The sequence below is a fragment of the bacterium genome, assembly GCA_024226335.1.
In the GTDB taxonomy this organism is placed as follows: domain Bacteria; phylum Myxococcota_A; class UBA9160; order SZUA-336; family SZUA-336; genus JAAELY01.
Genome location: JAAELY010000269.1, coordinates 24,063 through 38,213, shown reverse-complemented (window position 1 = coordinate 38,213; position 14,151 = coordinate 24,063). Strand labels below are relative to the sequence as shown.

Genomic DNA, 14,151 nt, shown 5'->3' with positions numbered 1-14,151 from the left:
ATGGCCGACGAAGTGCAAACCGCAGAACCGACGAATACACCGCCCGCAGTGATCGATGAGGAGAGCTTTGCCGATCTCTTCGAGAACAGCGCCACTTTGGTCAAAGAAGGACAGGTGGTAGAGGGCACCGTGCTCAGTGTGGATCCCGAGCATGTGCTGGTTGACGTCGGGTGCAAATCCGAAGGCATGATCGCTACTTGGGAATTCGCGGACGCGGGCGGGATCGCGCGCATCGAGCCCGGCCAGAAGGTCGAAGTTCTCGTCGAGCGCGCAGAAAACGATGACGGTCTGGTCGTCCTTTCCAAGGAGAAGGCAGATCGCCTGCGAATCTGGGATCAACTCGCCGAAGCGCACGATGACGGAAAGGTCGTCGAGGGCGTGATCAACGGACGCGTCAAGGGAGGCCTTTCGGTCAACCTGGACGGCGTCAAGGCATTCCTGCCCGGCAGCCAGGTAGATCTTCGACCGGTGCGAAATCTCGACCGTATGATTGGTGAGACGCACAAGTTCAAGATCATCAAGTTCAACAAACGCCGCGGCAATATCGTTCTGTCGCGCCGGGCGTTGCTCGAGACCGAACGCCAGTCGCTGCGCGACAAGACGCTCGATATTCTTCAGGAAGGCCTGGTCGTCGAGGGGATCGTCAAGAACATCACCGACTACGGTGCGTTCATCGATCTGGGCGGCATCGACGGTCTATTGCACATCACCGACATGTCGTGGGGTCGCATCGCGCATCCCTCTGAACTGTTCCAGGTAGGCGATCAGGTTCGCGTGCGCGTTCTGAAGTTCGACGGGGAGAGCGAGCGGGTCAGCCTGGGCCTCAAGCAGACCCAGCCCGATCCGTGGATCAATGTGACCGACCGCTATCCAGTCGGTCTGCGCATCCACGGGAAGGTCGTCTCTCTGGCCGACTACGGCGCATTCGTCGAGTTGGAGCCGGGAATCGAGGGTCTGATCCACATCTCCGAGATGAGCTGGACCAAGCGCGTGAAGCACCCCTCGAAGGTGGTGGCGATCGGCGACGAAGTCGATGTGCTCGTGCTCGAGGTCGACGAGGGCAATCGCAAGGTTTCGCTCGGCATGAAGCAGATCGAGCCGAATCCGTGGTCGCTCCTCGAAGAGCGTTATCCGGCGGGTATGCGGGTCAAGGGTGTGGTTCGCAACGTCACCAACTTCGGCGTCTTCCTCGGAATCGAGGACGGCATCGACGGTCTCGTGCACGTTTCCGATATCTCGTGGACGCAAAAAGTCCGCGACCCGAAGGATCTGTACAAGAAGGGCGACGAGGTTGAAGCCGTCGTGCTCAAGGTCGATACCGAAGGCGAGAAATTCTCCCTGGGTATCAAGCAAATCGAGCGGAATCCGTGGGAGGACATGCCCACGAAGTATCCGATCGGCACCAAGATCAAGGGCAAGGCCACCAGCATTGCCGACTTCGGTGTGTTCGTGGAGATCGAAGAAGGTATTGAAGGTCTGGTCTACTCCTCCGAGGTTGGCCAGGACGTCGAGAATATTCGCGACGTCGTAAAGGAGGGGGACGAGGTCGAGGCGCTGATCGTGCGAGTCGATGCTGCGGAGCAGAAGATCGCCTTGTCGATGCGCGCCATTCACGACCGCGAAGAGCGCGAGGCCATCAAGCGCGTTGCACAGCAATCGCGCACTCAGACGGCCACGCTGGGTGACCTGCTGACGCAGGCGGACCGAAATCGCCTCGCCGGTGATTCGCCGGATGACGAGGAGTAGGGGCGGAGGGCGGAGAAGCCCGAAGCGATCTGTGGGGGAGTTCTCGGGATGACGAAGAGCGATCTGATCGAACGCGTAGCGGCGCAGGTACCCTTGATCTCCAAGAAGGATACCGAGACCGTCGTCAATACGATTTTCGACTGCATGACCGACTCCCTGCGTCAGGGAGACCGGATCGAGATCCGTGGCTTTGGCAGCTTCCAGATCAAAGTGCGCGAGGCGCGCGAAGGTCGGAACCCGAAGACCGGTCAGGAAGTGAAGATTCCTGCCAAGCGCACGCCGTTCTTCAAGGTGGGTAAAGAGCTCAAGGAACGGATCGAGAGCAAGCGCAGGCAAGAGAGCACCGAGCCGGGCCACGCGAGCTCCGTTTCCTGAGCGTGAGCGATAGCAGGCCCCTCTGGGCTCCGTGGCGGATGGAGTACATCGAGTCCGCGAAGGGGCCCCGGGGCTGCATCTTCTGCACGACAGCGGATGACACGCCATCTTCGGCGTCTGGTGATGGGCCGTCTTCGGCGTCCGCAGCCGAGCGGCTGATCCTGCACCGCGGTGAGCGCTCCATCGTGCTGCTCAACCGCTACCCGTACGCGGCGGGCCATCTCATGGTGGCGCCACATCTTCACTGCGGCGAGATCGAGCGGGTCGACGCAGCGAGCTTGTCTGAACTCATGGCTCGCATCGCCGATACAGCCCGGATTTTGCGAAAGACGTATGATTGTGAAGGTATGAACATCGGTGCGAATCTGGGCGCCGCGGGCGGCGCGGGTTTTGCGGAGCATCTTCACTTTCACGTCGTTCCACGCTGGAACGGAGATACAAACTTCATGACGGCACTCGGAGAGGTTCGCGTCATTCCAGAACACCTCGAGCGAACCTACGAGCGGTTGTTGCCCCAGTTTCAGGAGCTTTCCAAGTCGTGAAAATCTGGACCACATTCATACTTCTGGCTCTCGTGATCGTCGGCGTGAGCGTGTTCGTAAGCCGCAATCCAGCCGAGGTGCCCGTCGATCTGGGTTTTCATATCATCGAGGGCGCTCCGCTCTGGATGTCATTGCTCGGTTCAGCCCTGCTCGGTGCGGCACTCACCGTCGGGGTCTTTACCTGGCCACTCGTTTCGATGCGCCTGCAGGTGCGTCGCTCGGGCAAGCAGGTGACGAAGTTGGAGCAGGAAGTTCACGGTCTGCGAACGCTACCGCTCAACGACGAGGCGACCGAGAAGCAGGCCGGCGAGGTCTAGCGGGCGATGGCGTTCGGTTTCCGGCGACGAAAGCGGCGCTCGGCTCCGGGCACCGCGACCTCGCAGATGCGAACCGCGTTGCATCTGGTGCTGGCGGGAGACCTGCCCGCCGCTGAAGGTGCACTGGCCGAAGCCGCCCGTCTGGATTCTTCATCGTCGGACGTGTACATGGCCTTGGCCAATCTGTACCGGGCGCGGGGTGAAGTCGGTCGCGCCATCCAGGTCCATCAGAACCTGCTTCTGCAGCATGACCTTTCCGAGCAGATGAGATTCGAAGCGCTCCTGGGCCTGGCACTCGATTTTCGCAGCGGTGGCTTCTTGAAGCGTGCGGCTGCATCGTTTGGCGAACTGCTCGAAGTAGATCCGAACAATCTGCAGGCTTTGCGCGAACTGGAGCGGATTCACGTGGAGACGGGTGCGTGGGAAGAAGCCTTGCAGATTCGCAAGCGAATCGGGCGTCGCGACAAGCGGACGCCTGCGACGCTGGCGCACCTCTGGGTGGGTATCGGGCGCGAGAAGGTCCAGCAGGGCGAAGAATCGGAGGCGCGAAAGGCGTTCAAGCGCTCACTGGGCCAGGACAAGAGCTGCGCTGAAGCGTATGTGGAACTCGGTGACCAGCGCATGCGTGAGAACAAGCCGGCCAAGGCCATCGGCTTCTGGAAGCGCACCCTGTCCATGCACCCGATGATCGGCATGATCTTGTATCCGCGCTTGTGGGATGCGTTTGGAAGTGCCGGAGATCTTGCGGGTCTGGAAAAACTTCTGCTCGAGCAGCGCAAGGCGGTTCCCGACGACCGCGAGGTTGTCGTCTGGCTGGCGCGTTGCATGATCGAACAGAAGCGCAGCGACGATGCGATTGCGTTGTTGCGCGGCGAGATCGAGAGTCGACAAGATGCGCTCGCGGCGTCTGCGGAGCTGGGACGCGTGCTCTTGGCTGAACAACGCGAAGGGGAGGCTCTGAAGGCTTTCGAGGAGCTCCTGGATCGCATGCCGATAGACCGGCGCAAGCTCCAGTGCTTCAACTGCGGTACTCAAGATACGGAGCTGCACTGGCGCTGCCCGCAGTGCGGCGAATGGGACAGCTTCGTCTGACCCGTCTTCACGCTTCGGTATCGAGTCGTCATTCCGTCCCCTCCCCCGCCCCTTCTTCCTCACTCGTGACCTGTTGCGAGATGCGGGCTAGCCTTCTACCGGTCCTTGGATCCGGACGGCGACTGACGCCTGGCCGAAGATCGGGAGACGGAAAGCCCGAGGAAATCGAGAAGAAGGCGAGAGGGAAGGGGAGAGTTCTTGATTCGCTGGGGTTGCTGGCTGAGCCAGATCGGGAGCCGAGAGTTCTGCGCTCCCTTGCTCGTGCGGGTTGGGTTTCTGCTGTTCATCGCGGTTCTGCCATCTGTTTCGAGCGCGCTCGACCCGCCTGAACGCAGGGCCCGCGGCGCGACGTCTACCGTCCAGCCCGTCCAGCGGCTCGCGCCCGGGCAACGTGCGTTGCCGATGTGGGAGGTCACCCGATTTGACCACCCCGACAGCGTTCTCTACGTGATCGCCGAATTGGATTATGGACGTCAGCCCGTCACTGAACTTCCCTCAGCGATCGAGCGAGTCTTCGACTCCGCCGATACCTTGATTGTTTCCGTCGACGATCTGCGCCCCGGATTCGCAGAGCGCGTTGCCAGCGCGGTGGACAGGAATCGCTGGCTTCGGCGCAAGAAGCTGCCGGATCTACTCGATGAGTCGACTCACGCGGGGCTTCGCAGCCTGTTGGTGGGAGCGGGCCAGGAAGGAGATTCCCTCGATTCGTTCCGTCCGTGGTATGCCCAGGGGTGGGTGGAGTGGACTTTCTGCGAAGGTCGCGGCTTCGACGAACAGTATTCGTTGCACCGTGAGCTACTGGCGCGCGCGGTATCAAGACGATCGTCGAGATCGAAGATCTGGAAGAGCGTTATGCCAGGGTCGGTGAGTTAGGCGATCAGACTTCGGTCGCGCTTCTGCGCTTCACGATCGAGAATCGGAAACGGCTCTCGCGCATGCCTGTGGTATTCGAAGAGGCCGTCACCAGTGGTGATCTGTCGGCTGCCGAAGACCTGGTCGCTCGCTTGCGGCGCCGCGAAAGCTCCTTCGATCGCTCCTGGGAGCAGCTGGTGGATGGACTCGCCGCACGCTACGCGGAGCGTCTCTTCGTGCTCTCGGACTCACCCGGGATGCAACTGGCTCTCTTGCCTGTGGGCGCGATGCTGGGTGCCGAAGGGGTTCCCGCGCGGCTTGCAAGACGCGGACTGGACGTGCGCCGCGTTGTAGTGGAAGCGCCAACTCGATCGCCAGAGCGACGGACGGTGTTGCCGTCGACCGGTCCAGTCATCGGCGCGCCGACGCAAGCGGGTGAAGATCCCGGGCATTCAAATCCTCTTGAAGTGCGTCGAGGCCGCGACGCGCGCCTGCAGAACCGGGCGTCGCTCGTAGCAGAGGACTCGAACGCGCATGTGCCAGCTCGAGTTTCGTCCTCCTCCCACACCGATACTCTGGAGTTCAGGCGTTTTGCGCCAGTGGGGAGCGACGGCGTTTTTCCCGACGCGATCAGCGCGCTCGGATGTCCCCCCTGTGTCGTGGTTTCGATGGATCACCCCGAGTGGGAGAGCGCCGTCGCCCAGGAGACTCCGGTGTTTGCTCTCGATCGCAGCGACGTCAGCGAGGCGTTGCTTCTGGACGAGGTCGCCCCGGCTTCGCTCGAATCGAATCGCTTCGCTCTGATCCTGGTGATCGCCGAGCACGCGCGCCCCAGAATCGCTTCGCACGCAATCGACTCGAACGGGGCTGAGGGGGTCGAAGAGGGGGTCGAAGAGGGAGTCGAAGAGGGAGTCGAATTCCTGGCGGCGTCGCTATCGGGTCAGACCCGAGCCTACAGGGCCTTGATTCACTCGCGGGGCATCAGCTTGAGCCTGCCCACCCGCAAAGAAGCGCTCGCAGTGGCCGCCCGGCTCGGCCTGTCGCCATCCTCTCGCAGCTCGGGCGCGATTCCAGCACGAGCCGCTGGGCGCTGAGCGACTGCAACCTCGTGTCTTCCCTCTGCAGCACTCAGGCTGCGCTCGACACTGCTCGGGCGGGATCTGCTAGCGTCCTGGCGTGGCATGCGGATTGCTATAGAAAGGCTCTAGTGACCGGAAGAAGCACGATTCTGGCGCTATGCGCACTCGCGCTGTGTTTGACACTGCCCGGTAGCGCGTGGGCACAGGATCTGGATCAACGAATTCCGGTGAAACCTGGAGGCTCGTTGCAATTGGATCTGGACATGGGCGAAGAGGCGCGCGCGGATCGGGTCAGTCTCGAGGTCCGTTCCCACGATGCCGACGAGGTGTACGCCGTCGCTGACCTCACGGGCCTGGGGGCCTCCACCGTCATGTTCCGCGTCGAGCAGGACGGGAACAACGTCCGGATCTACGGACGTGCGGGCGGGTTGATGTCCTGGTTGTTCGGGGGGCCCACCGTCGCGGTCCGGGTCTGGGTACCGCGCGACTTCTCGCTCGATCTTCGTTCGGCCTCGGGACCGATCCGGATCGAGGACGTGCACGGTTCGGTCCGCGCTCGCACGACCGATGCTTCGATCGAGGTTCGCGGTACGGTGGGCGATCTACAACTCCGTACGGGTACTGGCGATGTGCGGGTCGACGAGGCGAAGGGCGACGCGCTGATTCGCGCGACGCAGGGTTCGATCGAACTCGAGTGGGTCGACGGAAATGTCGAAGCGCGCAATGGGATTGGCAACATCTCCCTGCGTCACGTCAACGGCGAAGTCAAGCTCCGAACAGATGAAGGCGAGCTTCAGTTGCGCGAGGTTCGGGGGCCCGTCCACGCGGTGACCGAGCGCGGCGCAGTCTACGTGCTGTTTTCGGCGGAACCGGCGGGCAAGATCGATACCAGGCGGGGTTCGATCGTGGTGGCCTTTCCCGATCACGCCGGAGCCCAACTCGACGCGCAGGCGCGGGAAGGCAGCGTTGAGCTGGCTCCCGGACTGGTCAAGCGCCGCTCGAAAAAGGCCAGCGATCGCTACCTCGGGCCGATCAACGGTGGCGGTCCTCTGCTTCGGGTATACACGGCGCGCGGAACGATCCGCGTGGGCCGGCGTTAGGAGGGCGATATGAAACACGCACTTATCGCAGCTAGCCTGTTGGTTCTTTCGATCCCGGCGATCTCTTTCGCCGACGAGTTGAACAAGAGCGTGCCCGTACAGTCCGGGGGAAAGCTCGACGTCAACCTGAGTTCGGGCTCGATCGAGATCGAAACCCACTCGGAGGAAGAGGTTCGTGTCGAGACCAGCGCGACCGGCGTGGGTTCGGCCCGTGCAGAGTTCGAGCTGACCAGCGACGGCAAGGATTCGAAACTACGCGGTAGCTCGGGTGGTTGGTTTCAGTGGTTCGGCGGAACACGGGTTCGCGTGCGGATTCGCGTGCCGGAGAGGTATTCCGTCGACGCGCGCACTTCGGGTGGCCACATCGAGGTCGAAGAACTCGGCGGGAGCGCCGAGTTGCGCACCGGCGGTGGCAACGTCGACGTCCAGAACGTGCTCGGGTCCGTCGAGATCCGTACTTCGGGCGGCACGGTTCAGGTTGCGGACGTGGTAGGGGATCTGGACGCGCGCACGTCTGGGGGGCGGGTCAGCGTTTCGCAGGTGACTGGCAGAATCGATGTGCGCAGCTCGGGTGGAAGTCTGCGGATTCACGAGGTGGGCGGCCCGGTCTTTGCCAAGACCAGCGGTGGTTCGGTGTCCGTGCGCTTCAACGCGCAGCCCGAAGGCGAGATCGTGACTTCCGGAGGCAGCATCGAGGTCCGCGTCGAATCAGAGGCGCATTTCGATCTGGAAGCCCGGACCAGCGCCGGCCGAGTTTCGGTCGACGACGAGTTCGATCTGCACGGGGAGGTGCGCCGAGGCCGTATCGAAGGTCATGTGAACGGCGGAGGGCCCTTGCTGGAACTCAAGACCTCTGGGGGTTCGGTGCGCGTCGAAGCCGACTGATGTGCGATTCCCGCCCTTTCGGCGGACAGGCGGACAGGCGGTTCAGGAAACTCCGTCGTGGGCGCGGATGACTTCGTCGGGGGCCTGGACCAACTCGATCAGGACTCCCTGCCCGGACAGAGGGAACTCGTCATTTCCTTTCGGGTGGATGAAGCAGACGTCGTACCCCGAGGCTCCCTGACGGATCCCGCCGGGAGCGAAGCGCATTCCCTGATCGCTCAGCCAATCGACGGCTGCGGCCAGGTCATCGACCCACAATCCGACGTGGTTCAGGGGCGGCTCGTGGACCTTGGGCCGCGCCTCTGCGTCGATCGGTTGCATGAGATCGACTTCGACCTTGAACGCTCCTGCACCGGTTGTGGCGATGTCCTCGTCGACGTTCTCCGATTCCAAGCGTTTGTTCCCGGTCAGACTCAGGCCGAAGAGGTCGATCCAAAGGTGAACCAGTGCAGCCTTGTCAGTCGAGCCGACGGCGATCTGTTGCAGTCCGAGAATGCGAAACGGGCGATCTGTCACGTGTCCCTCCGATCAAGCGGTTGCCAGGGTACCCGCTCGGCGGCGCGGTTTCGAGGCGGAGGCTTCCGCCAGGTGGAGGATCAGCTCCTCTGTCTGCTCCCAGCCCAGGCAGGGATCGGTCAGCGATACCCCGTACTCGAGTCGTGTGTCGGGTCGCCAGTCCTGACGCCCCTCGAAGAGATGGCTTTCGAGCAATACGCCCAATAGCGACGGGTGCGGGCCGTCGGCGGAGACGACCGCTCGACAGACCTGCGCCTGAAGCGCCGGGTCCTTGCCCGAGTTGTCGTGCGAGCAATCGACCAGGATCGGGCGTTCCAGGATCGGGGCACCGGCGAGTTCTCTTACGAGTTCTGCTCCGCGTTCGATGTGTTCGCCGGTGTGGTTGGGGCCTGAGGCGCCGCCGCGCAACACCAGGTGCCCGTTAGGGTTGCCTTCACGGCGCTGCCGTGCCACCCGACCCTCCATGTCGATACCGAGTGATCTGTGAGGACTCCGGGCGGCCTGGATCGCATCTCGAGCGATCTCGAGGGCTCCACCCGTGCCGTTCTTGAAACCCACGGGCATGGCAAGCCCGCTCGCGAGTTCGCGGTGCACCTGGCTCTCGCTCGTACGAGCACCGATCGCGGCCCAGCTCAGCAGATCGCCCAGATAGTGCGGAGTGATCGGGTCGAGCACCTCACTCGCGCAGGGCAGGCCGAGTTCATTGACTTCGGCCAGAATCTGACGGGCCAGCAAGAGGCCGCGCCCGATTTTGCACGATCCGTCGAGATCGGGGTCGTTGAGCAGACCCTTCCAGCCGACCGTGGTGCGCGGTTTTTCGAAGTAGGTACGCATCGCGATGATCAGGCTCTCCCGGGTCGCGCGGGCCAGCTTGGCTAGGCGGTGCGCGTATTCCAGGGCAGATTCGCGGTCGTGGATGGAACAGGGGCCCACGATCACCAGGAGTCGCGGATCGCGACCCCGTAGGGCGGCTTCGATCTCGCGCCGACCGCGTTTCACGACCTGAGCCGTGCGTTTGGAGCCCGCTACCCGCGCCCGCGCCCGGCGAGGCGACGGCAGCGCGTCCTCTCTGTCGGCGAGTTCTGGTTCGATGGCTTCCCGCATGTCGATCTCCTGGTTCTGGCCGGGCCAAAACGGTGTGAAGGCAAAAAAAAGGCCCCGAGAGGTTTCTCCCGGGGCCTTGGATTCGTTTGTGACTCTGACCGGTCCTACACGTCTCCCAGCACCCCGTGGGCGTATGCGCAGCTAAACCAGCCAAAGAACAACTTCATGAGCACATCCTCGCCCACAGAGGGGATCGGAGTCAATGCCCTAGGTAGGCCGCACCGAAACCCAGGCCCTGCAATGCGCACAGCGCCAGCAAGCCAGCGCGGGCGATCCGGTTTTTCGAGCGTGTCCAGAGCAAAGCGCTACCGGCCACCACTGTGATGCTCTCCAGCGCAGCACCCCAGGCGCCGTTGTACGCGGGATCCCAGTAGGACACGGGGCTCGAGAAGCGGAATTCCGAGAACGGCAGGAAATGCCGGTGTCCGTCGTCGTGGTGCAGACCCAGGTCGACCAGGCAGTGCAGGATCACGGCGAGGAAGAAGACCCGCGTCCGCTCCCATCCCTTCCACCAGGCGAGGATCGCCCCGAGAGCCGCCGCCGGAATCGAGTTGAAAAGGTCGAAGAACAGCTGCCAATCGCCGCGGAAATACTCCGTTTCCCAGATCTGGGCCTGTGGATGCTGAAGTACGAAGCTCTGCCAGAAGAAAAACCCGAACATCGCAACGTCGGGCACCAAAGAGCCCGCGGCGATGGCTAGATTCCACTCGCGGCGGGGCCCCTTGCCCAGAGCGGCGAGCCCGAGAATCAGATGGGCCGGGGTGTTCACGACGCGATCGTACCCGAGGAGCCGCTAAGATGAGGTTCGGGGGAGGGGCCACGCATGGCGAAGTCCAGGACGACGACACCCATGATGCAGCAGTACCGCGCGCTCAAGGAGCAGGCGGGCGACGCGGTTCTGCTTTTTCGGATGGGTGATTTCTACGAACTCTTTGCCGAAGACGCGGAGCGGGTGGCGCCGATCCTCGATCTGGTGCTGACGACGCGCGACAAGGACACGACCAATCCCGTGCCGATGTGCGGCATGCCCTTTCACGCGGTCGAGGGCTATATCCGCAAGCTGCTGGCGGCGGGGCACTCGGTGGCCATCGGAGAGCAGACCGAAGACCCCAAGCAGGCAAAAGGCCTGGTGCGTCGCGAAATCGTCGAGGTCGTTACGCCCGGACTGGTGGCGAGCAATGAGCGGCTCGACGGCAGCGGGGCGAACTATCTGGCGGCGGTGCTCTGCGAAGAAGGGCGCTACGGCCTGGCCTACCTGGACGTATCGACCGGAGAGTTCTGCGCCACGGAGACCGAACGCAGGGAAGTCTTCGAAGCGGAACTGGATCGTGTCTCCGCACGCGAGATCGTCGCGCGATCTTCAGAGAAATCTCTTGTAACCCGCGCGCCCGTGAGGGCGACTTCGAGTCTGGACTTCGATCCTGAAAGCGTCGCAAAACGCGTGGGTCGCTTGCCCGAAGGTCTGGATGAAGATGCGACCGACGTCGCGGCCCGAGCGGCGGCTGCGCTCTGGTCGACGGTCGCGAGTCTGCAGCCCGCGGCACTCGATCAATTGACCGGTCTGCGCTTCTACACTGCCGCAGACACTCTTCTGCTCGACGCCTCGACGCGGCGCCATCTCGAGTTGTTTCAGAACCTGCAGGACGGTGGCAAGCGCGGAACCGTTTTCGAACTCCTGGATCGAACGCGCACACCGATGGGCCGACGACGCCTGGCGAACTGGATCGGTGAGCCGCTGATTCAGTTGTCGCGCATTCGCGAACGCCAGGAGCGGATCCGTAGCTGGATGGAGCCCGACAGCCGGCGCCAGGCCCTTTCGGAGGCGTTGCGCGGGGTAGGAGACCTGGAGCGACGCCTGACGCGGGTCGGGTTGCCCGGTACGTCGCCGCGCGATGTCGCGGCGTTGCGGGAGTCGCTTAGCGGTGTGGGACGGGTGCATGAAGTCGAGGCCTTGAGCAACCCGCTGACGGAGATCTGCGCAGAACTCGAGCGCGTGCTGGTCGACGAACCGCCGAATCCGCCGCGCGGTGAACCGTATATCGGCTATATCCGCGACGGCGTCGACGATCAGGTCGATCAGATCCGGAGTGAAGGGGAAGAAGGCAACGCCTACTTCGCCGATCTCGAGTTGCGAGAACGCGAGCGCACGGGCATCCAGACTCTGCGGGTCAAATACAATCGCGTCTTCGGCTACAGCATCGAGGTCGGCAAGGCGAAGGCCGATCTGGTGCCGGAGGAATACCGACGCAAGCAGACGACGGCGAATGCGGAGCGCTTCACCACCGATGAACTCGAGCGCTGGGAGGGTGTCGTGCTTCGCGGCCGCGAGCGGGCGGCCGCCGCGGAGTCCCGGGTGCTCCAGCAAACCCGCGGATTCGTGGGTGAGCGAGTCGAACTGGCTCGGGGAGTGGCGCGCGAGATCGCGGACCTCGATGTGGTTCACTCGCTGGCCCAGGTCGCTCGCGAACGCGACTACGTGTGTCCAGAGGTCGATGACTCGCTGCGGATCGAGGTCGAGGGCGCACGCCATCCGGTCGTCGAGACCTTCGTCCGCGATGGTTTCATCGCCAACGACCTGATCATGGACGCGGACCCGAACGACACCGAAGCCGGTCGTTCGATCATCCTGACGGGTCCGAACATGGCCGGAAAATCGACTCTGCTGCGACAGGTCGGGCTGCTCGTCCTGCTGGCCCAGATGGGAGCCTTCGTGCCGGCGCGGCGCGCGCGCATCGGTCTGGCCGATCGCATCTTCACACGCGTGGGGGCCTCGGACTCGTTGGCGACGGGCGAGAGCACCTTCATGGTCGAGATGCGGGAAACCGCCACCATCCTGAAGGAAGGGAGCGCCCGAAGCCTGGTTCTGCTCGATGAGATCGGGCGCGGGACTTCGACTTTCGACGGACTTTCGATTGCCTGGGCTGTAGCCGAATACCTTCACGATTCCCCGGGGTTGCGTTGTCGAGTCATCTTCGCGACTCACTATCACGAACTGGCGGACCTGGCCCGAACGAAGTCGGGAGTTCGGAACTTTCACTTCAGCTGTGTAGAGAGGGATGGAGAGATCCTCTTCCTGCGGCACATGGAGTCGGGTGCGGCCAGTCGCAGTTACGGAATCGAAGTAGCGCGTTACGCCGGTCTCCCCCCTCAAGTGATTCGGCGAGCGAGAGAGATCCTTGCGAATTTGGAGGGGGGCGAGTTCGACGAAAGCGGAACTCCGCGATTGGCGCGCGGTCCCGGCGAGCGCCCACCCGCGCAGTTGGGGTTGTTCTCCACTGGAACACCCGAGAGCGATGCCGTGCGAGAAGCGCTGCGCGCCCTCGATCCCGAGCGGATGACGCCTATCGAAGCAATCGTCGAACTCCAGCGCCTGAAGCAGTTGATCGAGGAGAAGGGTTGAAGCGGCGACGCCTCATTGCGGGTTGGATATTGCTTTCCGGTTTTGTACTGGTCGCAGCCACGCGACCGGACGGTCTCGGACAGGTGGAGGAGATCCGTCTCTTCGATCATGAAACGCACACGCGCGTGGTGATCGAACTCTCGCGCGAGGCGCAATACGAGATTCACGAGTTGTCGAATCCTCCCCGTTTCTACATTGACATCGAGGACACCTGGATCGAAGCGCCCAATCGCGAACCGCTCGCCGGTACGAAGGATTCGCCCGTGCGAACCGTGCGGGGCGGACAGAACATGCTCAAGCGCGCCCGAGTGGTCATGGAACTCGATGGTCGCGATGCAGGGCATCGCGTCTTCCATCTGCAGAAGCCGTTTCGCATCGTCGCCGATGTCTTCAACGGAAAGCCTGCGCCCAAGCAGGTAAAGTCGTACGGAGGAGAGGATTTCGACAGCCGCCCCGTTCGTCGCATCGTGATCGACCCAGGCCATGGAGGAAAGGATCCAGGGGCGATCGGTTCAGGCAGAGTGCAAGAAAAGAAGGTGGTGCTGGAGATCTCCAAGGAGTTGCGCAAGCAACTCGAGCGCGCGGGTTTCGAGGTCTTCATGACTCGCGAGAAGGACGTGTTCATCTCGCTGGAGAAGCGAACCGCGATTGCGAACAAGCTGCACGCCGATGTGTTTCTGTCGATTCACGCGAATGCCTCGCCCGATAAACGGACCCATGGCGTTGAGACCTATCTGCTCGACACCCGCTACGATCGCCAGACGGCGCGGGTAGCGGCTCGAGAGAACGGCACGACGGTCGGCCAGCTCAGCGAACTGCAGAAGATCCTGGCGTCACTGCGGCTCGGCTACAACGAACGCTTCGCCGCTCGACTCGCCCAGTCCGTCCAGACCTCGCTGCTGGGCAGCCTGGGCAAGAAGTTTCGCGGGACCCGCAACCTGGGCGTCAAGCGGGGGCCATTCCTGGTACTCTTCCAGGCGAATATGCCAGCGGTACTCGTCGAAGTCGGCTTCGTTTCGAACCGGAATGAAGCCCGAAATCTGAAGACTCCTGGGTTTGCCCGCGCCGCGGCGCGAGGTATTGCAGGAGGCATCGTCGGTTATCGGGAGCACCACGCGCGCAGCGTCGTTGCCGAGCGCTGAA

14 protein-coding genes are annotated in these 14,151 nt (G+C 62.9%); 11 read left to right on the top strand and 3 right to left on the bottom strand.

The genetic code is table 11. The annotated features are described in order from the left end of the window. From GY725_14210 to GY725_14170, 9 genes are all read left to right on the top strand, one after another. On the top strand, nucleotides 1–1,746 hold the full coding sequence (locus GY725_14210) for a 30S ribosomal protein S1 (protein MCP4005342.1): 1,746 nt from the start codon (nucleotides 1–3) through the stop codon (nucleotides 1,744–1,746). 48 nt (nucleotides 1,747–1,794) lie between these two features. Then, the gene (locus tag GY725_14205; protein ID MCP4005341.1) at nucleotides 1,795–2,121 is read left to right on the top strand and encodes an integration host factor subunit beta; all 327 of its coding nucleotides are present in this window, start codon (nucleotides 1,795–1,797) and stop codon (nucleotides 2,119–2,121) included. A gap of 38 nt (nucleotides 2,122–2,159) precedes the next feature. After that, nucleotides 2,160–2,663 carry an HIT domain-containing protein gene (locus GY725_14200; GenBank protein MCP4005340.1) on the top strand — a complete coding sequence of 168 codons (504 nt, stop codon included), beginning with the start codon at nucleotides 2,160–2,162 and terminating at the stop codon, nucleotides 2,661–2,663. Then, entirely contained in the window at nucleotides 2,660–2,980 is a 321-nt protein-coding gene (locus tag GY725_14195; GenBank protein MCP4005339.1) for a LapA family protein, read from the top strand. The genes GY725_14200 and GY725_14195 overlap by 4 nt, the downstream gene beginning before the upstream one ends. A gap of 6 nt (nucleotides 2,981–2,986) precedes the next feature. After that, nucleotides 2,987–4,072, top strand: a complete 1,086-nt coding sequence (locus GY725_14190) for a tetratricopeptide repeat protein (protein ID MCP4005338.1) — start codon at nucleotides 2,987–2,989, stop codon at nucleotides 4,070–4,072. 198 nt (nucleotides 4,073–4,270) lie between these two features. Further along, nucleotides 4,271–4,945, top strand: coding sequence for a TraB/GumN family protein (locus GY725_14185; protein MCP4005337.1), 675 nt, complete (start codon nucleotides 4,271–4,273; stop codon nucleotides 4,943–4,945). A gap of 62 nt (nucleotides 4,946–5,007) precedes the next feature. Beyond that, on the top strand, nucleotides 5,008–6,018 hold the full coding sequence (locus tag GY725_14180) for a hypothetical protein (GenBank protein ID MCP4005336.1): 1,011 nt from the start codon (nucleotides 5,008–5,010) through the stop codon (nucleotides 6,016–6,018). A 113-nt stretch (nucleotides 6,019–6,131) separates the two neighbouring features. Further along, entirely contained in the window at nucleotides 6,132–7,103 is a 972-nt protein-coding gene (locus GY725_14175) for a DUF4097 domain-containing protein (protein ID MCP4005335.1), read from the top strand. Between the two features lie 9 nt (nucleotides 7,104–7,112). Continuing rightward, nucleotides 7,113–7,988 carry a DUF4097 domain-containing protein gene (locus GY725_14170; GenBank protein MCP4005334.1) on the top strand — a complete coding sequence of 292 codons (876 nt, stop codon included), beginning with the start codon at nucleotides 7,113–7,115 and terminating at the stop codon, nucleotides 7,986–7,988. Nucleotides 7,989–8,030: 42 nt separating this feature from the next. Here GY725_14170 and GY725_14165 read toward each other — a convergent pair whose 3' ends face one another. The 3 genes from GY725_14165 to GY725_14155 all read right to left on the bottom strand — a co-directional run bounded on the left by GY725_14165 (nucleotide 8,031) and on the right by GY725_14155 (nucleotide 10,377). Next, nucleotides 8,031–8,504: a VOC family protein gene (locus GY725_14165; protein MCP4005333.1), complete on the bottom strand. Its 474-nt coding sequence runs from the start codon at nucleotides 8,502–8,504 to the stop codon at nucleotides 8,031–8,033. Between the two features lie 12 nt (nucleotides 8,505–8,516). Further along, on the bottom strand, nucleotides 8,517–9,608 hold the full coding sequence (locus tag GY725_14160) for a 3-deoxy-7-phosphoheptulonate synthase (GenBank protein MCP4005332.1): 1,092 nt from the start codon (nucleotides 9,606–9,608) through the stop codon (nucleotides 8,517–8,519). Between the two features lie 199 nt (nucleotides 9,609–9,807). Next, the gene (locus GY725_14155; protein MCP4005331.1) at nucleotides 9,808–10,377 is read right to left on the bottom strand and encodes a hypothetical protein; all 570 of its coding nucleotides are present in this window, start codon (nucleotides 10,375–10,377) and stop codon (nucleotides 9,808–9,810) included. A gap of 54 nt (nucleotides 10,378–10,431) precedes the next feature. Here GY725_14155 and mutS point away from each other — a divergent pair, with 54 nt between their 5' ends. Continuing rightward, on the top strand, nucleotides 10,432–13,008 hold the full coding sequence (gene mutS, locus GY725_14150; GenBank protein ID MCP4005330.1) for a DNA mismatch repair protein MutS: 2,577 nt from the start codon (nucleotides 10,432–10,434) through the stop codon (nucleotides 13,006–13,008). Beyond that, entirely contained in the window at nucleotides 13,005–14,150 is a 1,146-nt protein-coding gene (locus tag GY725_14145) for an N-acetylmuramoyl-L-alanine amidase (protein ID MCP4005329.1), read from the top strand. The genes mutS and GY725_14145 overlap by 4 nt, the downstream gene beginning before the upstream one ends. The last annotated feature ends 1 nt before the right edge of the window (nucleotide 14,151 follow it).